The organism is Streptomyces sp. NPDC026673, assembly GCF_040638135.1.
In the GTDB taxonomy this organism is placed as follows: Bacteria; Actinomycetota; Actinomycetes; order Streptomycetales; family Streptomycetaceae; genus Actinacidiphila.
In genome coordinates this window covers 29,091-48,031 of the sequence record NZ_JBEZXR010000004.1, presented here as the reverse complement: position 1 = coordinate 48,031, position 18,941 = coordinate 29,091, and the positions used below count along the sequence as shown (strand labels likewise).

Below are 18,941 nucleotides of genomic sequence, written 5' to 3'. Positions count from 1 at the left end.
CGCACCGTACAGCGACTCACGTCAGGAGGCGGGCGACCTCCGCGGGATGGGCGAGATGCGGGAAGTGGCCGCCACCGGGCAGGACGGCGATCGCGACGTCGGGCAGGGCGCGGCGGAGCCAGCCGCGGTACTCCGGGGCGGGCTCCGCGCCGGTGATGAAGAGGTAGGGCGTGCCCTGGGACGCGATGCGTTCCAGGCGTTCGGCGTTCCGCTCCTCCACTGCGGCCGGCGGGGACGTCAGCAGCTCGTCCCAGTAGGTGAGCAGCAGTTCCCGCGCGGGAACCGCGTCGGGCCGGGCGAGGGCGCGGACCTCGGGCGGCAGGGTGTCGATGCCCATGCGGCCGATGAGGGCGTTCCAGATCGTGCCGTGGTCGGGGCCGCGCAGCACATGGGCGTTGCGCTGCAGCAGGTCCGCGAAGCCTCCGACGCGCAGCGGTTGGTCGATGTTGACGACGCCGTGCACCGGACGGGTCGCGGCGTAGGCGGTGACGATGGCGCCGCTGATGGAGTGCCCCACCATGACGGGCCGGGTCAGACCTGCCTCGGTGACCGCCTGGTGCACCGCCGTGGCGACGTCGTCCAGCCCGTGCCGGTCCAGCGGGGGCGACTGCCCGTGTCCGGGCAGGTCGAGGACGAGGACGTTCCGTCCCGGGTCGGCGGACTCCAGTTCGCGCAGGAGCGGCCCCCACCGGTGACGGTCGTAGCCGAGTCCGTGCAGCAGGACGAGCGGGGGCCGTCCGTCCGGCTCGCCGTGGCGTTCCGCCCGCAGACCCGCGTACGTCAGGGGTGCTCCGCCGGTGCTCATGTGAGGTGTCCTTCCTGGGGTCCGTGCCGTGCACCACAGGAGGCGTAACACCGAGGGGAACACATCGTTCGTGGCGGGCGTCACACCTGCCAGCGTCCGGGACCGCCCGGGGCCGGCTGGTAGCGCATGAGGCGGCCCGTCCGCAGGGACGCCCGCAGATGGGCCCCGGCGAGGGGCGCCGCGGCCTCGATGCGCCGGACGGTTCCCCACAGCGCCCGCGTCGCGCCGACGCGGGCCCGTTCGGCCTCGTTGCCGTGGGTACGGGGGCGGCCGGCGACCCCGGTGGCCCGCCGGAGCTCCGCGAGGAGGGCGCCGCGCTCCGCCTGGACGGCCGCCGCGGCGTCCACGTCACCGGCCCGGTCGGCGGCGTCGAGGCGTTCCTCGAGCGTGGTGAGCCGTCGGCGGTACGCGGCGCGGGCCGCGTCGTCCAGCAGCGGATCGGCCGGCGGGACGGCCAGCCCGGCGCCGCCCGCGACCAGGTCGAGGGCGGGAATCTCCCGGCCGGGCGCCGCAAGCAGCGTGCGCAGATAGCGGGGGCCGCGCCCGTCGGGCACCCGTGCCGTCTCCTCGTCGGCCTCCAGCCGCCAGTCGGCCCCGTCGAGCACCCAGCGCCACTGACCGGCGGGCGCGACCGGCGGAACGGCCGGTGGCAGGGTGGCGAGGAGACCGCTCATGCCGAGCCGTTCGGCGATCGACCGGGCCTGCGCGACGTCCTCCGTCGCTCGTTCCCGGTCATCGGTGCGGCCGCGCCGGTGCAGGACCTCCGCGCGGGCCGCCAGCGTCCGCGCGAGCCAGGGGAGGGCGCCGAGCCGACGGGACAGCTCCGCGGCCGCGTCCAGGTGGCCGAGAGCCGCCTCCGTCCGGTCCAGGCGTGCCGCGAGACGGCCCAGGTAGTCGTCGACGGGGCCGGTGACGGTGTTGGCGCCGCCCCACACCACCAGCCGTCCCCGGTAGGGCAGCAGCGTGTCGTAGAGGTCGGTGGCGGCCGCCGGGCCGCCGGTGCGCGAGGCGACGGCCGCGAGGTCGGCCAGCGCGCCGATCCAGCGAGGGCCGGTGCCGGTGAGGACCGCCGGCAGCAGCCGTTCCAGTTCCAGACCGGCCTCGAAGTCGCGTCCGGACTCCAGCATCGCGCGGGCGGCCGTGGCCTCGAAGAAGTGGCCGGGCAGCCTGCGGGCCATGGTCTGCCAGGGTGCGACGGCGGGCTCGGTGCGGCCTCGTACGACGGCCAGCTGATGGCGCACCGAACCGGCCAGCCGCTCGGTGTCGCTCACGCCCGCCTTGCGGCCGGCGACCAGCACCTGGTCCGCCAGTTCCTCGGCTTCGTCGAACCGGCCGCGGATGGTGGCGAGTACCGCCTGCCGGGCGAGCGCCACCACGGGGGCCTCGGTGTGCCCGGCCTGTTCCGCGGCGCGGGCGTACACGCCGAGCGCCACCTCGGCCGCCGCCAGGTCCCCCTCTTCGGCGAGCGCCACGAAACGCCAGAACAGGCCGCGGCACTCGGCCGCCGCGTCGCCCGCCCGGCGCGACAGTGCGACGATCTCCTCCGCCGTGGTCAGTCGTTCGGTGGTGGCGGCCGGGTCCCACAGCGCGTGCAGCCGGCTGTCCAGGACCTCGGCGACCGTGCCCGCGTCGCCGGACGCGCGGGCCATGGCGAGTGCCGTGTCCGCCAGATCGCGGCGGCGCGCCGCGGCCGTGGTGTCGGCCAGCAGCTCGCGTGCGAGACGCGCCAGGACGCGGGCGCGGACCGCCGGGGTGAGAGGCCGCTCGGCGGCCGCCTCCAGCAGCCGTAGGAGCCCGAGGTCGAGTTCGAGGAACTGGGCCCGGGAGGGGGCCACCAGCGCGAGGTGTGCGACCGGGTCGGCGTCCCCGTCCAGGCCCCGGAGCCGCTCGGACAAGGAGAGCGCCGGACCGGGCAGCCCACCGGAGGCCAGCCACAGGGCGTGGACGGCATCGGGCGGCAGGCCGGGCACGAGTGCGGCGAACTCGGCGCCCGACAGTCCGCCCAGCCTCACCTCGGTGCCGTCTCCGGTGTGCTCCCGCGCGGCGACCAGGAGCGCGCGCGGCCCGGGTGGCTCCCCGGCATCGGGGGCCTCGGAACCGGGATGCCCGGGGCCGGGATCCTCGGGGCCGGGACCCTCGGCGGTGCCCGCGTCGGACAGCAGCAGCACGGGGTCACCCGGTGCGTGCGGCCGAGCGGGGGGTACGGAGGGTGCGCGGCCGCCGATGTGCTCGACGCGGATCCCGCGTTCGGCGGCGAGCCCCGCGGCTGCGGCCAGGAGAGCGGACTTGCCCGCCCCCGGAGGTCCGGTGACCACCACGCGCTCGCCGACCCCGGCGCGCAGCCGGTCGAGGAGGACCCCGAGCGCGTAGAGCTCCCGGTCACGGCCGATGAGGGACACGCACCAGCCTAACCGGATGGCGAGTCGTGGCCCGCGTGGAGCCTGCCCGGGCCGTCGGGGTGCCCCCACGCCGAGCCCCGCCGGGGCCGTGGGCGGCGGCGGGCGCTCCTCCCGGCGGCCGGGGCCCGGCACCGACGGCGGCGGCGGTGCCCCGCGTCGCGCCTCTGTCCGCGTTCGGGGCACCCGGGCCCACTCCTCGTGATCACCGGCAGGCGATCGAAGGGGATGTCCCACCGGCCTCGACGACCGTCCGCACACGTCCCGCACACGTCCCGCACACGTCCCGCACACGTCCCGCACACGTCCCGCACACGTCCGGTACCCGTACCGGTCCACGCCACCGCCCGCCGTCCCGGGTCGTCACACCGGGACAGCGGGCGGGTCGCGCCCGGTTCGCGCCCGGTTCGCGCCGAGGCGGCGAACCGCCCCGCTACGGCACGATCACGGCCTTGAGCGGCTCGCCGCGTCCCACCGCGTCAAGGGCGTCCTGCGCCTGCTCGAGCGAGAAGCGGTGCGTGACCATCTCCGCGAGCGGGAACCGCTGATGGCACATCCGGGTGATCCGGATCGTCTCGTACGACGCATGGATTCCCGCCCTCACCCGCGCCCTTCGGCCACGGAGGGGTGACCCCCGTGCCCGGAGCCGACGGGGCGTCAGGTCGTAGCGGTGCGCGCGCCGGGCGGAGTAGGGGGTCCCGCGGTCGGCGACCGAACCGTCCGGATGCCCGCACCGGTCGGGATGTTGACCACCCTGGGTTTGGTTACTAACTTACGAACATCGCTCCAAGTTGGTTAATGAGTTTCGGCCTCAGGGGGCCGGACCTCCCTGCCGACGTGCCGAGTGACCACGACTCCGCCCCCTGAAGGCCGGACCGGAGACGTGCCGCACAGCGAAACCAACTCCTCACCAACGAGGTACACATGCGGATTCCTGTACTCGCACTCACCGCGGCGTCGGCCATGGTGGCCGCCCTCGCCCTGCCGGCCGGAGCCACGGCGGCCACGGCCACGGCAGCCACGGGCACCGCGTCGGCCGCGGCCGGGACCGACGGCGGCGGCCGCCGCTTCGACCAGCCGTACACCGGGTTCGCACCCGCGGGCACCGTGCTGCGGTCGGCCTCCCCCCGGGCCGCCGGGCTCGCCCCGGACCCGATCGCCGCCTTCGAGCAGCAGGTCGCCGCATGGGCGGACCCGGCGAGCGGCGCCGGCTACCTCTTCCCCGGCGCCACCAGCCTGATGGTCCACGAAGGCAAGATCGTCGAGCGCGGCGCCACCGGCTACGCGACGCGGTACTCGGCCCCCCAGGCCGAGCTGCCCAGGGACCAGTGGACACCCGCGCGCACCGACACCATCTACGATCTGGCCTCGCTGTCGAAGCTGTTCACCTCCCTGGTGGCCGTACAGCAGCTGGAATCCGGAAGGATCCGGCTCGACAGCCCGGTCGCCGACTACCTGCCCGAATTCGCGGTGAACGGCAAGGGCGCCATCACCATCAGGCAGTTGCTCACCCACACCTCCGGGCTCGCACCCGACCCCGAGCCGGCGCTGTGGCAGGGCTATCCCGACATCCCGTCACGGGTGAAGGCCATCCTGGACACCACGCCGGTCAACCCGGCCGGGACCACCTACACCTACTCCGACCTCAACATGCTCACCCTCCAGTTGGTCCTGGAGAAGGTGACCGGCCGGAGCCTCGACACCCTCGTCCGCGAGGACGTCACGAGGCCGCTGCACATGACGGACACCGGATACAACCCACCTGCCGCGAAGCTGTCGCGGATCGCCGCGACCGAGTACGAGGCCACCCCCGCACGGGGCCTGGTGCACGGTGAGGTGCACGACGAGAACGCCTGGGCCATGGGTGGCGTCGCCGGGCACGCGGGCGTCTTCTCCACCGTCGACGACCTCGCCGTACTGGCCCAGGCCATCCTCAACGGCGGGACCTACCGGGGTCACCGGATCCTCAGCCGGCACGGTGTCTCGCTGCTGGAGGAGAACTTCAACCAGGCCTTCCCCGGCGACTCCCACGGCCTCGGCTTCGAGCTGGACCAGATCTGGTACATGGGCGGTCTGTCCGGCCCGCGCACGCTGGGCCACACCGGCTTCACCGGCACCTCCCTGGTCATCGACCCCGCGTCGCGGTCGTTCGCCGTCCTGCTGACCAACCGGGTCCACGCCACGCGCGCCACCCCCTCCACCAACCCCGCACGGCGCGGTATCGCCGGTGCCCTCGCCCAGGCGATGCCGGTCAAGGCGCCGGGCGGCGGCCGCTCCTGGTTCTCGGGACAGGGCGGTGGTACCACCAGCACCCTGACCACCGGTCCCCTGAACGCCTCCGGGACGGTCGGCATCGACTTCAGATCCTTCGTCAACACCGAAGCGACGGACCGCCTCCGTGTCGAGGCCAGCTCCGACGGCGGTGCCACCTGGCAGCCCCTGACGCTCCACGTCACCGGTACCGGTGCGCCCGCCGACGGCGTCACCTCGTTGTCCGGACAGGCCGTACGCGCCTGGTGGCGGGTGCACGCCGAAGTCCCGAACACGGCGTCCGGTCTCCAACTGCGCTGGCGCTACACCACCGACTCGGTCTACGAGGGGCGCGGTGTGAACCTCAGCGGGCTGCGGGTCACCGACGGCACGCATGTCCTGCTCGACGGCGACAAGCCGGGCGCCCCGCTGACCCCGGCCGGTTGGCGGGAACTTCCGGCGGGCGGAGCGCACTGACGTCCGCGCCGGGGCGGCGGCTCCACGTTGACCTGCGGCAAGGCCCTCAGTAGGTTTCCCGCGTGGTGAACCGGAACACGGCCGACGACCTGCAGGACAGCGCCCTCCTGGTGCGCATCCGCTCGCTCCTGCCCGGACTCGCCCGGGCGGAGCAGCGGGTCGCCCGGGCGGTGCTGGACAGTCCCGCCCAGACGGCCCGCCGGAGCATCTCCGAGGCGGCCGCGGCGGCGGGCACCAGCGAGACCACGGTGATCCGGTTCTGCAAGTCGATCGGTCTGGACGGCTATCCCGCACTGCGGATCGCGATGGCCGCCGAGGCGGCGCGCGCCGGGACGCGCGCCGAGGGCCACCTGGGCGACGACATCACCTCCGCCGACGACCTGGCCGGCATCGTCGGCAAGGTCGCCTTCGCCGACGCCCGGGCGGTGGAGGAGACCGGCGCGCAACTGGACGTGGCGGTGCTCGGCGACGTGGTCGACGCGATGGCGGGCGCGGGACGCATCGACGTGTACGGGGTCGGCGCGAGCGCCTTCGTGGCGGCCGACTTCCAGCAGAAGCTGCACCGGATCGGACGGGTCGGCTTCGCCTGGAGCGACACGCAGATCATGCTGACGTCGGCGGCCGTGCTGCGCGCCGGGGACGTGGCCTTCGGGCTCTCCCACACCGGCGCCACCGCCGACACCGTCGAGGCACTGCGTGTGGCCCGGCGGCACGGGGCGACCACGGTGTCCCTGACCAACTTTCCCCGCTCGCCCATCACCGAGGTCTCCGATCTCGTGCTGACCACCGCGGCGCGCGAGACCACGTTCCGGTCCGGCGCGATGGCCAGCCGCATCGCGCAGCTGACCGTCATCGACTGCCTGTTCATCGGTGTCGCCCAACGCCACCCGGAACAGTCCGGGAAGGCCCTGGCGGCGACGTACGAGGCCGTGAGCGGGCAGCGTCTCGGCCCTCGACCGGCCGGAGGCAGGCGGCCGAGCTGAACCGTCACGGACCCGCTCGCAGTGAGGCGTGACGGTTCGCGCGCTACGAGTGGAGTTCCAGGGACAGGTGCGAGGACAGCGCGCGGAGGAAGTCGGGCGCGTCGAAGATCGCGCCGGCCGAGGCCACACCGTCCCTCCTCGTCCGCCCCGTGAGGATGCGGTCGACCGCTTCGACGACGAGCGGCGCGGTGACGGCGTAGATGTCCCGGCCCCTCGCCACCGCGCGGCGTTCGACGCCGCCCGAGCGTACGACGACGTCGACGAGGAAGGTCTGCTCGGACCGCCCGTGTTCGTCGGCCGGGGCCGGCGGCGGTGTGTCCGGGGACGACAGGTCCCTGGCCGCCTCGACGGTCATATAGGTGCGCACCTCGGGGACGGACAGGTGGCTGGGAACGGTGACGACGTCGGCCATCGAGAACTCCCCGATGACGGCCCTGGGGCCCACCGGATCGGGGAAGGGCCAGGTGAGGGTGGGCGCTTCGTCCTGGCGGTACTCCAGCCGCCCGTTCGCGTAGCGGACGCGCCGGCCGTCCCGCCGCTGCCGGGAGACCGCGCCCGCGGCACGCGTCCCGGCGGTCGGGTGCCAACCGCTCAGTCCGTAGGCGATGTGCGCCTCGTCCGCCGTCGTCCAGTCGCCCATCGCGGCGGTGGCCAGCAGATCGCCGAGGCCGCCGTAGAAGGCCATCGCGGGGACGACCACCGCGCCCGCCGCCTCGGCGCGGTCCGCGTAGCGCGCGAACGTGTCGGCGTTGGCCTCGATCTCGGCGGCCACATCCAGGTACGGGATACCGGCGCGCAGCGCCGCCTCGATCACGGGGGCCGCCGTCGTGGCGAAGGGCCCGGCGCAGTTGATCACGGCAGCCGCACCGGCCAGTGCGCGATCCAGCGATTCCGGGTCGTCGACCGACGCCGGCCGGGTGTCGTCCAGGCCGGGGCCGGACACCGACAGCGCCTTCAGCTTGTCGGGGTCGCGTCCCGAGAGGACCGGGACGAACCCGCGATCCCGCAGTTCTGCCACCACAAAGCGGCCGGTGTGTCCGTACGCGCCGAACACGGCAACCTTGAGCCCCGTTTCCATGGCTTCTCCCGTACTCGCGTCATCTGTTGTGATCAGCAGGGAACATCCTGCCGAGGGCTCGCACTCGACCGTGAGTGTCGGGAACGCCATGACCCATACAATTCCGGACATGGGCACTGTCGCGCTGGCCGTCACCGACGGGATGCTGCACTTCGAACTCTCCGTCGCCTACGAGGTCTTCGGCTCCGCCCCGGACGACGTGCCGGGGCCTTGGTACGACCTCGTCGTCTGCGGTCCGGGCGCCGTGCGGGCCGGCCGATTCCGGCTGGAGCCCGACCACGGCCTCGACCGGCTGCCGGACGCCGACACCGTGATCGTCCCGGGCTGGGCCGACATCGACCAGGAGCCGCCCGCCGAACTCGTCGACGCCGTACGCGCGGCCCACGAGGCGGGCGCGCGGGTGGCCTCCCTGTGCACGGGCGCGTTCGTACTGGCGGCCGCGGGGCTGCTCGACGGAAGGCGCGCGACCACGCACTGGGCGCACACCCACGTCCTGGCCGCCCGCTACCCCCAGGTGACGGTGGACCCGGACGTCCTCTACGTCGACAACGGCAGCGTCCTCACCTCCGCCGGCAAGGCCGCCGCCATGGACCTGTGCCTGCACATCGTCCGGCTGGACCACGGCTCGTCGGTCACCAACGCCGCGGCCCGCCGCCTGGTCGTACCGCCGCACCGGGACGGCGGCCAGGCCCAGTTCGTCACCACCCCGGCGCCCGCCCCGGAAAGCCATCCGCTCGCCGAACTGTTCCCCTGGGTGATCGAACGCCTGGACCAGCCCATGACCGTGGAGGACCTGGCCCGCCAGGCGCGGATGAGCTCACGCAACCTGGGCCGCCACTTCCGGTCGGTGACCGGTACCACTCCGCTGCAGTGGCTGGTGACCCAGCGGATACGCCACGCACAGGCGTTGCTGGAGACGACCGACGACAGCGTCGACGCCATCGCGGCGGCCACCGGCATGGGGACGGCCACCACGCTGCGCCGGCACTTCCATCGCACGGTCGGTGTGCCCCCGGACGCCTACCGCCGCACTTTCCGCTCCCGAGTCCGCCCCGGCCCGGACGGCGGCCCGCCAGGAGCAGGGCCGGCGGCGGAGCGTCCGTGACGCGACGTCACATGGCCATCGGCTGGGGCTGCTTGCCCACGATGCTCAGGAATTCGTCGGTGGTGAGGATGGCGTGCGCGTAGGCGGGCCCGTTGATGTCGAACGTCGCCTTCATCTCGTCCCAGTCGAAAGCGCCGATGGCGTCGCGGATGAGCGTCACGTGGTAGCCGAGTTCCTGGCCGAAGCGCGCGGTGGTGTCGACGCAGGTGTTGGCCTTCATGCCGATGAAGATGACCCTCTGGACGCGGTGTTGCTTGAGCAGCATGTCCAGGTCGGTGTTGGCGAAGCCGCTGGAAGCCCAGTGCTGGCGCATGACCAGCTCTCCCTCGCGCGGCACGAAGTCGGGGTGCCACTCGGCTCCCCAGCTGCCGGCGGCGAAGGTCTGCCCCTTGAGGACGCGCTGCTGGGTGGGGGACAGGTGGTCCCACGTGCGGTAGTCGTCGGGCGTCGTCTGGTGGTGGGGCACGATGAAGACATGGAAGCCGAGCTCGCGTGCCGCGGCGAGCATCGCGCGCATGTGGTCGAGCAGGTCGATGCCCTCCGCCACCTCCTTGGCGGCCGGCCAGAGCTTGCCGCCCTCGGACAGGAAGTCGTTGTACGGGTCGATGATCAGCAGGGCTGTCTCGTGCGGGGGGTAGGCGCTCGCGTGGTCGCTCATGGTCTCCTCGTTCCTGTCTCGTCGTGGACGCCGGCATCGGCACCATGACCGGCATGCGGCTACCGCGAGCCGGATCGCACCGCTGATGGAGCGGTTCTTCGATTCATGACGAGGTGAATAGCGTTAATGCGATTAAAACGCCTCATTTCCCGACGTGCGAACGGGGCTACATGGCGGAGGTCCGGCGCCGAAGTCACCCGGTCTCACATGTCGGACGATGCGTCTGGCGAGGGTTGAGGAAATGGATGGATGATCGATATCATCCAGTATTCAGGGTAAGACAACGTTGTCATGGGCGGGCCGCTCCCCGGGAACACCCGCCCGTCCGTCGAACGGATGGGGAAATGGCGTGGTGAAGGTCATCAGGGAACTGGTCGGCAGCCGGGTGCGGGACACCTCATACGACGACCGGGTGCGGATCCGCCTCGCCGCTCCAGGCACGGGAGGGACGGAAGGCGCCGCCACGGATCTGGTTCTGGAAACGGAGTTCCGCCTTCGGGTCGCGGATGGCCAGTACCTCGACATGCTCCCCGGCACGGGTTCGGAGCTGGCCCCGGTGCTCGATCTGTTCGGCCAGGTGGTCACCGCTGTCGAACGGGCCGCCGACGGTTCGTTCGTCATCGCCTTCGACGCCGGTTCGCTGCTGTGGATCGCCTCGGACGCGCGGTTCGGCCTGTCGCCCGTGCCGCGTGCGCGCGGCTGATCGCCACGGCGAGCCCGAGTGCGCCGGGCCGTCGCACGGGCGACACGCCATCGGCCCGGGCTGCGTCCGGCCCGAGCCCCGGCGGCCGGCGCTCGTTCCGCTCGACCGGGCTTATGGCAGGCTGAACGCGGCGGCAGACGCCTGACACCGGTATGGGGGAGAGAAGATGACCACGCACAGCGGCGGTGTCGACCACGAGCTGATCCGCGCAGCGGCACACGTCGCCGCCACCCGTTGCAGGGGTGACAACCACACCATGGCGGCTGCGGCCCGCGCCCGAGACGGCCGGATCGTCACCGCGGTGAACGCCTACCACTTCACCGGAGGTCCCTGCGCCGAGCTGGTCCTCATCGGCACCGCTGCCGCCCAGGGCGTCTACGACCTGGACACCGTGGTCGCCGTGGGTGACCGTGACCGGGGCGTCGTGCCTCCTTGCGGCCGCTGCCGCCAGGTCCTCCTCGACTACTTCCCCGAACTCGACGTCATCGTCGGCACGAACGACGGCCTCCGAACGGTGCGCGTCACCGACCTGCTTCCCGAAAGCTATATCTGGGCGGATCACCAGATCGACGCCGGGGAGAGCACGCGACTCGGCGCGAATTGACGGTCCGGTCGGTCACCGGTACCCAGGTCTCGTCCGTCCCGCGGATCCCACGTTCATCCAGCCCCAAGGCGTGCGGCTGCAACTCGCCTCTGGGGAGTGGAAATTCGCGCGGTGCCGGTGCCGGCTGCCGTCGTCGGATCGGTGGCGTGGCGGTGCCGTGCTCCGCATGCTCACTCCGCCTCGGTGTCCAGGCGCTCCGCCGACCGCAGCACGTACTCGGGCAGTTTTGAACTGGCCGCCAGTACCTCGATGCCGATGAGGCGGCCGTGTTCGTCGAAGTCGAGGTTGATCATGCCGTCGACGTCCACCGGATCGCAGGGGTACATACGAGCTGATGTCACGCTGACCTGTGGATCGGTGAAGTACAGGTACGCCGCGTTCACGGTTTTGTCGTAGGTGACTCTCATGTCTGCCATGTGATGTGACTTCCTTGGCGTCGTTGATGTGCCACCCCTGACGCCGAACGGCGGTGGTGGGCGAAGCGGCGACGACGCCGGCGTCAGTCTCCGGCCGTGGCGGGCCGCCTGCGAGGCGTCGTGGAGTCGTCGAAGTGGTCTGCCTGGAGGGCGGTGATCCGCTGGAAGGCGGCCTTGAAGCGTGCGTACTCCTGCGTGCCGATCTCCTCGGCGTGACGCTGCTCGATGGCGGCCATGATGGCGTCGGACTTGCGCATCTGGTCGCGCCCCATCGCGGTGGGCACGATGAGTTTCGCGCGCCGGTCGCTCGGATCCGGGTGGCGCTCCACGTAGTCGAGGGCTTCGAGTTCGTCGATCAGATTGCCGATGACCTGTTTGTGCGTTCCCGACAGCCGGGACAACTCGGTCGCCCGGCTGCCCTCTTCGTCGATGTATCCCAGCACGGCGCCGTGCTGGGGGCGGAGCGCGGGATGGCCCTGCTCGGCGAGCTTCTCGAAGAGTTCCTTCTGGACCGAGAAGAGCAGGCGTGCGGACATGATCCCGATATCGGGATCCGTCACTTTCCGTTCACTGCGCCGCACGGCCGGCCACCCCTCTGTGCCTCGTGTTCGTCACCGTGCTCGATCGTAGTGGGCGGACGGCGCGGGTCGGCGCAGGTCGGCCGGGCGCCGTATCCGGCCGTATGGGCGTGGATCGCGTATCCGCGGGGCGCGGCCGGGTGGGGTGGGTGTTCGAGCTTGCCGCCGTCGGCGCGGCCGCCTAGGGTTATAGTCAAGATTAGTGACTATCAAGTCTGCTTATTAAATGTGTTCCGTGTGTCACCCGTCAGGAGCTGAGGATGTCTGTGATCGAGCTGACCACGTTTGTCGTCGCGCCGGAGAGGAGTTCGGACATGCTCTCGGCGCGGTCCGGCATGCTGTCCGGGTTCCGCAAGGACCGCAGGGGGTTCATCGACGCACGTCTGGTGCGCGTCGCCGAGGACACCTGGCTGGACGTCGTCGAATGGGCGGATGCGGCGGCCTACGACGCGTCACGCGAGAAGGGGGGCAACCTCCCGGAGATCGCCGCGTTCTTCGCCACGATCGACCGGCTCGTCGGCGCCGAGAGCGGTGTGCGGTACGACGACGCGGCCGACGGCCACCGAGCCGTGCGGACCATCGCCTACGGACCCGAGCCGTCCCAGGTCGGAGAGCTGTATCTCCCCGAGGGCGACGGACCGTTCCCCGTCGTGGTCCTGATGCACGGCGGATGGTGGACGGCCCTGTTCGACCGTCGGCAGTCCGTACCGCTCGCCGAGGACCTTGTGTCACGCGGCTATGCCGTCTGGAACGTGGAGTACCGCAGGCTCGGTGAACCCGGAGGCGGGTGGCCGGGGACGTTCGACGACGTGTCGGCCGCCGTGGACGCCGTCGCGTCCCTCGACCCGGCGGTCGACCCCGGCCGCGTACTGGTCGTCGGGCACTCGGCGGGCGGGCACCTGGCGACCTGGATCGCGCACCGGTCCGCGCAGCCGGACGATGCTCCGGGAGCGCACCCCACGATCAAGCCCGTCGGTGTGGTGTCACTGGCCGGCGTGCTGGATCTGGTCCACGCCGACAAGGCGGCGCTCGGCAGCGACCTGTCGGACCCCGGCGCCGACGTGACGCCCCACGCGCCGCTGCCGTCGCGCCCCGACCTGTGGCCGGCGGTGGCCGCCCGGGCCGGGAACGGCATCACCCGACTGCTGCTCGGCGGGAGCGTCGAGGAGTACGGGGACCGGTACGCCCTGGCCTCCCCCGTCGAACTCGCGGACGGCGGCGTCCCGGTACTGGTCGTCCATGGCCTGGCCGACGACGTGATCCCGCCGGCCTACGGGGAGGCCTACGCCCGAGCCGCCGAGGCCAAGGGCGCGGACGTCACGCTCGTCATGTCACCCCGAGCGGACCACTTCGACGTGATCGACCCGAAGGGGCACGCCTGGGGCGTGGCGCGTGCCTGGCTGGACGAGCGGCTGCGGCAGGCGACATCCGGGAGCTGAGGCGGACGCCATGCGGTGCTCCGGATCTGACGGAGCACGCGCGGGCAGCGGGCGAGGCCGGCTCAGACGGCGGGGTCGGTGAGGGCGCCGGCGCGGGTGTCGGTGCCGCCCAGTTCCTCCGTGATGGCGGCGGCGGTCCGCAGCAGCGCCGACTCCATCTCCGTCGCGTGCTCCGGCAGCGAGGACGTGGTGCCCACCAATGCCACGGTGGCCGCGACATCGTGTTCGTCGAAGACGGCCGCGGCCAGCACCACGCCGTCGATCGAGGGCACCCGGATCCGGCTGAGGCCACGGGATCGGCACGGCTCCAGTTGGCTCTCGAGCTTCTCCCGCGCCTCGTCCGGAATCCGGGCCAGGTACCTCTTCGCCCGCTCCTCGTCCCCGGACAGCGCGACGAACAGCCGGGTCTGCGCCGAGTCGGGCCCCAGCGTCGAGCCGATCCGGACGGTGATCAGGATCGGATGGGTGCCCGCCTCCGAGACGAGCGAGACCACCGGACCGGACGCGCCCCACAGGGACAGCACCACGGACCGGCCGGTCTCCACCGACAGCGCGTCCATGTGACGCGGGGCGATGTCCAGCACCCGCCGCTGGCCCTGGGCGACGGCACCGAGCTGCAGCAGCAGCCGCCCGGGCATGTACGCCGTCGCGTCGTCCGGGGCGCGTTCCAGGATCTCGTCGAGCACCATCGAGGTGAAGTAGCGGTGCACGGTGGTCCGGTTGAGGCCGATCCGGGCGGCGGCCTCGGCCACGGTGACCTTCGGCTTGTTGAGGGTGAACAACCGCAGGATCTCCGCGACGCGGTGCACCGCCTGGATGTCCCCGGTGCCGCCGCCGCTGGTCAAGCCCACTCCTCACGTCGCTTGCACGCCGAACGGACTCTACCGACGGACCGGCGCGCGGTTCAAATGGACAGGAGCCGGGCGGCGTTTCCTCCCGTCATCGACCTGATGTCGGCGGGTGCCACGCCCTCGTCCAGCAGCACACGGACCATTCTGCGGTACGCCGTGACCGGCAGCGGGTTGCCCTTCTGTCCGAGGTCGGAGGAGATGATCGTCCGGCCGGGTCCGGCCGCCCGGTAGAACGCGGCGATCCGCTCGAACGGCTCGGGCTTCGGTTCCCGGCCGACCAGCATCGCCAGGCAGTGCTCCACGAAGGCGCCCTTGCGGCACCAGTCGCCGATGCTCGAGGGCGAGGCGCCGAGGACGAAGTCGGGGTGACTGACCACGATCCGCGTCACGCCCGCCTCGAGCGCGCCCGGGATCAGCACGTCGATCTCGGCGGCCGGCAGATGCCCGCAGTTCAGGATGGCGGACTCGGCCGCGATCACGTCGAGGATGTCGCGGGTGGCGGCGTTGAGTCTGCCCGACTCGTCGAGCACGCTGATCGGCTCGTTCTCCCGCAGCGGCACGCCCGCGACCGGGAATCCGCTGTGGTGGTGCGCGTGGAACTCCAGGTGCGCCCGCGAGGCGATGGTCGGGAACCACACGACCTTGCCGCCCATGCGCAGGGCCAGTTCGACGGCGTACGGGTTGAGCCCGCCGACCGTGTGGTTGAGCGCGACGCCCCCGTAGACCTTGACCGGGATGTCCTGGAGGCCGGCCTGTTCCAGCGCCAGGACGTCCGTCTGCATGCTGTGGTGGTGCGACTTGGCCACCAGGGCGCGGAACCCGAGGGAGGTGGCGTCGGTGGCGGCGTCCATGATGGACATCCGGCGGGGGAACGGGCTGGGGCCGGGGTGGGTGTGCAGGTCGACGGCGCCGACGAGCAGTTCGTCCACCTCGGGGTCGGCCCGCAGCCGGTCGGCGTCCAGCGTCGGGTCCCACAGTTCGTTCACGGTCTGCGTCATGCGTTCTTCCTTGTCGTGTGTTCGGGGCAGGGCTACTTGACGGCCAGGGCGTTGGGCGGTGATCCGACCCCGCCCAGGAGGTTGAGCGGCTTGGCGGTCAGCAGGAACTCGTAGACCCCGTCCGCGGCGCAGTCCTCGGCCAGTTCGCCGAGCTTCCACAGCTCGCCGATGATCAGGCCGAGCAGCGCGATCAGCGGGCGGTGCATCATGCCGTTGTGGGACGGGCCGCGCGGGGGCGGCGGTTCGTCCGGGTCCACCCAGCCGGAGCCCGGATCGACCGGGAACGACTCCAGCCCGCCGTTGTCCGAGGCGGCGAGGGAGATCCGGTGGTCCCACAGCCACGCGAGCATCTCCTCCGACTGGTGCAGGCCCGGGCTCCCGGTGCGGGCCGCACGCTGCTCCGGCGTGGAGCCGAGCCAGTGCTCGGCCCATCCGGTGTGGAGCAGCAGGATGTCGCCCGGGCGGAACTCGACGCCGAAGTGCAGGGCCATGGCGTCGAGGTCGGACGGTGTGATGCCGCGGGGCGCGTTGGGCGCCAGCGGCTCGCCGACGCTGTCGAACCAGCGCACGGCGTCGAGCAGGACGCCCCGGCCCACGATGCCCTTCTCGGCGAGGAGCTGGATGCCCAGTGAGGGGGTGCCCACGTCGATGTCGGCCTCCTCGACGCCCCCGTAGAAGCCGTGCCGGGGGTGGCGGATGTGCCGCAGCCCGTCCACTTGGGAGGTGGACTGCAGATAGAACGAGTCCAGCCAGTCGTCCCGGTGGTGGGGGTTGTTGGCGAAGATGTGGTGTGCGGTCGGCGGCCGTGTGCCGGCCAGGCTGGGCACGAACGTGTTCAGCGGATAGTCCAGGTTGAACACCCGGCCGCGCTTGACCAGCGCGGCGCCGTCGAGGGCCGTGCGCGGGGTGAGGAAGTTCAGCGTGCCGAGCTGGTCGCCCGGGCCGAACACGTGCCACGACGAGCCGGGCGGGGCGTCGGTGCGGCGCAGCAGCTCCTCATATCGAGGAACGGTCAGGGTGCCGGAGTTCATCGGTTCTCCAGGGTCGGGGTCGGGGCGTGCGCATCCACGGCAGCAGGAAGGGCACCGCCACCGCGTTGAGCACGAACAAGGCGAGGTACGCGAGGACGTAGTCCCGTGTGGTCGAGTAGATCTGGCCGAGGAGCAGCGGCCCGGCCGCGGAGCCCAGGCTGGTCCACGTCTGGAACCGGGCGAACTTCCCGGCGAAGTCGTCGATCCCGAACAGCTCCACGATCACCTGAGACCGGATCAGGATGGTGATGCCCAGGCTCTGCCCGATCAGCACGGCCCCCAGGAACAGCACCCACCCGTACGGCGCCACCCCGACCAGGGCGACCCCGACGGCCTGCGCGCAGAAGCTGGCCGTCGTCCAGCGACGCAGGCCCAGCCGCCGGATGCCGGCACTGCCGATCCACCGCGAGGCGACCGCCGCGGCGGTCGCGACCGAGACCGCCAGGCCCGCGCCGGTGAAGTCCCGGGACAGCCCGGTCGCCACGATGTACGAGGTCGAGCCCAGTTGCGAGGCGCTGACGAGGCTGAAGGCCGCGATCAACGGCCAGTGCCGGCGCAGCGGGACCGGACTCGCCGGGACGGCGGGCGGAGGCGCCGGCGAAGTCCGTGCCGTCGCCCAGGAGCCGAGTGCCAGCGCGCCGCAGCCGACCACCAGGAATCCCGCCGCGATCGCCAGGAAGGAGCGGGTGACGGCCGCCTGGGTGGTCAGCAGCAGCGCCAGTACCGGTGAGACCAGGATGCCGCCCGCCGAGGAGCCGGAGGTCGCCAGTGCCATCCCGGCCGTGGGTCTGCCGTCGAAGACCCGCACCAGCACGATCGTCCCCACCACGACGAGTCCGCCGCTGAAGACGGCACCCAGCGTCGAGAACGCGGCGATGACGACGATCGTGGTGGGACGGACGGCCATCGCCGTGATGGCCGCCGTCCCGCCCATTACCGCGCCCAGCATCACCAGGTTGGGCCTGCGCCGGCCGAGCCGGGCGAACAGCGGCCCGGTCAGGGCGCCCACCACGAAGAACCCGGTACTCGCCAGGGACAGCCCGGCCGCGCTCACCGTGCCGGAGCGGAGGAACGCCGCGATGTAGATCGGGATGCCGTACACCGCGACGCCGCTCCCCGCGGTCTGCAGGACGAACACGGCTACGGCGACGGGCGTGGCTTTCCTGTCCGGGCGCATACCTGGCCTTCGTGGGGAGTGTCATGCCGTGGCGCCGGCTCGTTCGCCCACCGTGTTCAGGTCGACCCCGCGGGTCTCCGGTCCTGCCGAGACGGCCGCCAGGATGATCAGCCCGCCGAACGCGGCGAGGATCCCCGCGGTGTAGTGGAAGGGAACGAGATGGGCCAGCCACAGCTGGTAGTAGGAGAAGAAGGCGGGGATGACGACCGCGGTGCTGTAGGCGACTCCCCAGCCCGACGACCGGACAGCGGTGGCGAAGCGTTCGTTGATGTAGGCCGGCAGGACGCCCAGCGAGCCGACGATGAACACGTTGGTCAGCGAGGCCAGGGCGGTCAGCCCGAGCCAGCTGTGCACGGTTCCGCTGCCCATCAGGGTGAGGGTGACCGGTGTCAGCAGGACCGTGGTCGACGCGGCGATGTAGAGCGCCCGCTTGCGGCCGATCCGGTCGCTCAGCCAGCCGTAGAAGAGGTAGGTCGCCATGCCCGGCCACGCGTTGATCAGCTGGGTGTGCGCGAGGTCGGACGCGGTGTAGCCCTCGTTGGACAGCAGCAGTTGCGGCATGACGCTGCCGAGCATGTTCACCGCGAAGAAGACGCCGGTCATGATGAGGTAGGACTGCAGGAACGCCCGGCCGGACGAGCCCTTGAGCATGTCGCGCAGCGGCGACTTGGACCGTGCCGTCTCCTTGTAGACGTCCGAGTCCTCGACCCGGCGGCGCAGGAACCACGCGACCCCCCAGGAGAGCAGGGCGCCGATGAGGAACGGGATCCGCCAGCCCCACTGGACGTACGGCGAGTGCAGCCCGGCGTTCGGCGCGAACAGCAGGACGATCGTGGTGAGCACGGCCACGAAGAACGGGCCGCCGCTGGCCGAGCACTGGATCAGCGCCCCGGTGAATCCCCGGCGCCCTGGGGGCGCGTACTCCAGAGCCATCGGGGTGGCGGCGGTGTACTCCCCGCCGAGGAAGATGCCCTCGATGAAGCGCAGCCCGATCAGCAGGGTGGTGGCCAGCGTGGGGCCGACCACCTCGGCGCCCGGCAGCAGCGCGATGAGCAGGGAGATCGTGCCGAACCCGTAGATGGTGACCGAACCGACCTTGCGCCGGCCGATCCGGTCCGCGAAGTGACCGAACAGCAGGGCGCCGATCGGCCGGCCGATCAGCGTCGCGGCGAAGGTCATGCCGACGAACACTGAGAGCTGGCTGGGGGAGAGGTTGGACTGGAAGTAGACCATGGCGGGCAGCAGGGCCGTCGACGCCACGTAGATGGAGTAGGAGTCGACGGCGAAGCCGGCCCAGGCGCTGGTGATCGCGCGCCGTCTGCGGGCCCGTAGGTCGGAGTCGGTCGGTCTGGCCTGGACTTCGGTGGTGGAGGACATGGCGAGGGGTCCCTT

Annotated in this window: 18 protein-coding genes; 6 read left to right on the top strand and 12 right to left on the bottom strand. The window is 72.0% G+C overall.

Features of this window, described 5'->3' with window-relative positions; genetic code table 11:
- Positions 1-16: 16 nt before the first annotated feature.
- From AB0F62_RS04665 to AB0F62_RS04655, 3 genes are all read right to left on the bottom strand, one after another.
- Positions 17-805 (bottom strand): alpha/beta hydrolase, encoded by a 789-nt coding sequence (locus AB0F62_RS04665; RefSeq protein ID WP_361792147.1) that lies wholly within the window; start codon positions 803-805, stop codon positions 17-19.
- 80 nt (positions 806-885) lie between these two features.
- Complete coding sequence (locus AB0F62_RS04660) at positions 886-3,204, bottom strand: AAA family ATPase (protein WP_361792145.1); 2,319 nt, start codon at positions 3,202-3,204, stop codon at positions 886-888.
- 430 nt (positions 3,205-3,634) lie between these two features.
- The gene (locus AB0F62_RS04655; protein WP_361792143.1) at positions 3,635-3,757 is read right to left on the bottom strand and encodes a hypothetical protein; all 123 of its coding nucleotides are present in this window, start codon (positions 3,755-3,757) and stop codon (positions 3,635-3,637) included.
- A gap of 368 nt (positions 3,758-4,125) precedes the next feature.
- Here AB0F62_RS04655 and AB0F62_RS04650 point away from each other — a divergent pair, with 368 nt between their 5' ends.
- The gene (locus AB0F62_RS04650; protein ID WP_361792141.1) at positions 4,126-5,928 is read left to right on the top strand and encodes a serine hydrolase; all 1,803 of its coding nucleotides are present in this window, start codon (positions 4,126-4,128) and stop codon (positions 5,926-5,928) included.
- A gap of 62 nt (positions 5,929-5,990) precedes the next feature.
- Positions 5,991-6,911, top strand: coding sequence for a MurR/RpiR family transcriptional regulator (locus tag AB0F62_RS04645; RefSeq protein ID WP_361792139.1), 921 nt, complete (start codon positions 5,991-5,993; stop codon positions 6,909-6,911).
- A 43-nt stretch (positions 6,912-6,954) separates the two neighbouring features.
- Here AB0F62_RS04645 and AB0F62_RS04640 read toward each other — a convergent pair whose 3' ends face one another.
- Entirely contained in the window at positions 6,955-7,989 is a 1,035-nt protein-coding gene (locus AB0F62_RS04640; protein WP_361792137.1) for a saccharopine dehydrogenase NADP-binding domain-containing protein, read from the bottom strand.
- A gap of 109 nt (positions 7,990-8,098) precedes the next feature.
- On the opposite strand from AB0F62_RS04640, the gene AB0F62_RS04635 reads away from it, so the two are divergent.
- Positions 8,099-9,094 (top strand): helix-turn-helix domain-containing protein, encoded by a 996-nt coding sequence (locus tag AB0F62_RS04635; protein WP_361792135.1) that lies wholly within the window; start codon positions 8,099-8,101, stop codon positions 9,092-9,094.
- Positions 9,095-9,101: 7 nt separating this feature from the next.
- Here the strand turns inward: AB0F62_RS04635 and AB0F62_RS04630 are convergent, their stop codons facing one another.
- Positions 9,102-9,752, bottom strand: a complete 651-nt coding sequence (locus AB0F62_RS04630) for an isochorismatase family cysteine hydrolase (RefSeq protein ID WP_361792133.1) — start codon at positions 9,750-9,752, stop codon at positions 9,102-9,104.
- A gap of 349 nt (positions 9,753-10,101) precedes the next feature.
- Here AB0F62_RS04630 and AB0F62_RS04625 point away from each other — a divergent pair, with 349 nt between their 5' ends.
- Together AB0F62_RS04625 and AB0F62_RS04620 are read left to right on the top strand one after the other, a co-directional pair.
- Positions 10,102-10,455, top strand: a complete 354-nt coding sequence (locus AB0F62_RS04625; protein ID WP_361792131.1) for a DUF6188 family protein — start codon at positions 10,102-10,104, stop codon at positions 10,453-10,455.
- A 166-nt stretch (positions 10,456-10,621) separates the two neighbouring features.
- The gene (locus tag AB0F62_RS04620; RefSeq protein ID WP_361792129.1) at positions 10,622-11,059 is read left to right on the top strand and encodes a cytidine deaminase; all 438 of its coding nucleotides are present in this window, start codon (positions 10,622-10,624) and stop codon (positions 11,057-11,059) included.
- 170 nt (positions 11,060-11,229) lie between these two features.
- On the opposite strand, the gene AB0F62_RS04615 is transcribed toward AB0F62_RS04620, so the two are convergent.
- The gene (locus AB0F62_RS04615; RefSeq protein WP_361792127.1) at positions 11,230-11,475 is read right to left on the bottom strand and encodes a DUF2283 domain-containing protein; all 246 of its coding nucleotides are present in this window, start codon (positions 11,473-11,475) and stop codon (positions 11,230-11,232) included.
- An 83-nt stretch (positions 11,476-11,558) separates the two neighbouring features.
- Positions 11,559-12,035, bottom strand: a complete 477-nt coding sequence (locus AB0F62_RS04610; protein ID WP_361792125.1) for a MarR family winged helix-turn-helix transcriptional regulator — start codon at positions 12,033-12,035, stop codon at positions 11,559-11,561.
- A 278-nt stretch (positions 12,036-12,313) separates the two neighbouring features.
- On the opposite strand from AB0F62_RS04610, the gene AB0F62_RS04605 reads away from it, so the two are divergent.
- Positions 12,314-13,492, top strand: a complete 1,179-nt coding sequence (locus tag AB0F62_RS04605) for an alpha/beta hydrolase (RefSeq protein ID WP_361792123.1) — start codon at positions 12,314-12,316, stop codon at positions 13,490-13,492.
- A 62-nt stretch (positions 13,493-13,554) separates the two neighbouring features.
- Here AB0F62_RS04605 and AB0F62_RS04600 read toward each other — a convergent pair whose 3' ends face one another.
- The 5 genes from AB0F62_RS04600 to AB0F62_RS04580 are packed head-to-tail and all read right to left on the bottom strand — an operon-like array spanning position 13,555 to position 18,926.
- On the bottom strand, positions 13,555-14,337 hold the full coding sequence (locus tag AB0F62_RS04600) for a helix-turn-helix domain-containing protein (protein WP_361792121.1): 783 nt from the start codon (positions 14,335-14,337) through the stop codon (positions 13,555-13,557).
- Between the two features lie 59 nt (positions 14,338-14,396).
- On the bottom strand, positions 14,397-15,341 hold the full coding sequence (locus tag AB0F62_RS04595; RefSeq protein ID WP_361792119.1) for a DUF6282 family protein: 945 nt from the start codon (positions 15,339-15,341) through the stop codon (positions 14,397-14,399).
- Between the two features lie 32 nt (positions 15,342-15,373).
- Positions 15,374-16,372 carry a cyclase family protein gene (locus AB0F62_RS04590; RefSeq protein ID WP_361792117.1) on the bottom strand — a complete coding sequence of 333 codons (999 nt, stop codon included), beginning with the start codon at positions 16,370-16,372 and terminating at the stop codon, positions 15,374-15,376.
- Complete coding sequence (locus AB0F62_RS04585; protein ID WP_361792115.1) at positions 16,338-17,549, bottom strand: MFS transporter; 1,212 nt, start codon at positions 17,547-17,549, stop codon at positions 16,338-16,340. The genes AB0F62_RS04590 and AB0F62_RS04585 overlap by 35 nt, the downstream gene beginning before the upstream one ends.
- Before the next feature lie 21 nt (positions 17,550-17,570).
- Positions 17,571-18,926 (bottom strand): MFS transporter, encoded by a 1,356-nt coding sequence (locus AB0F62_RS04580; RefSeq protein ID WP_361792113.1) that lies wholly within the window; start codon positions 18,924-18,926, stop codon positions 17,571-17,573.
- Positions 18,927-18,941 lie beyond the last annotated feature (15 nt).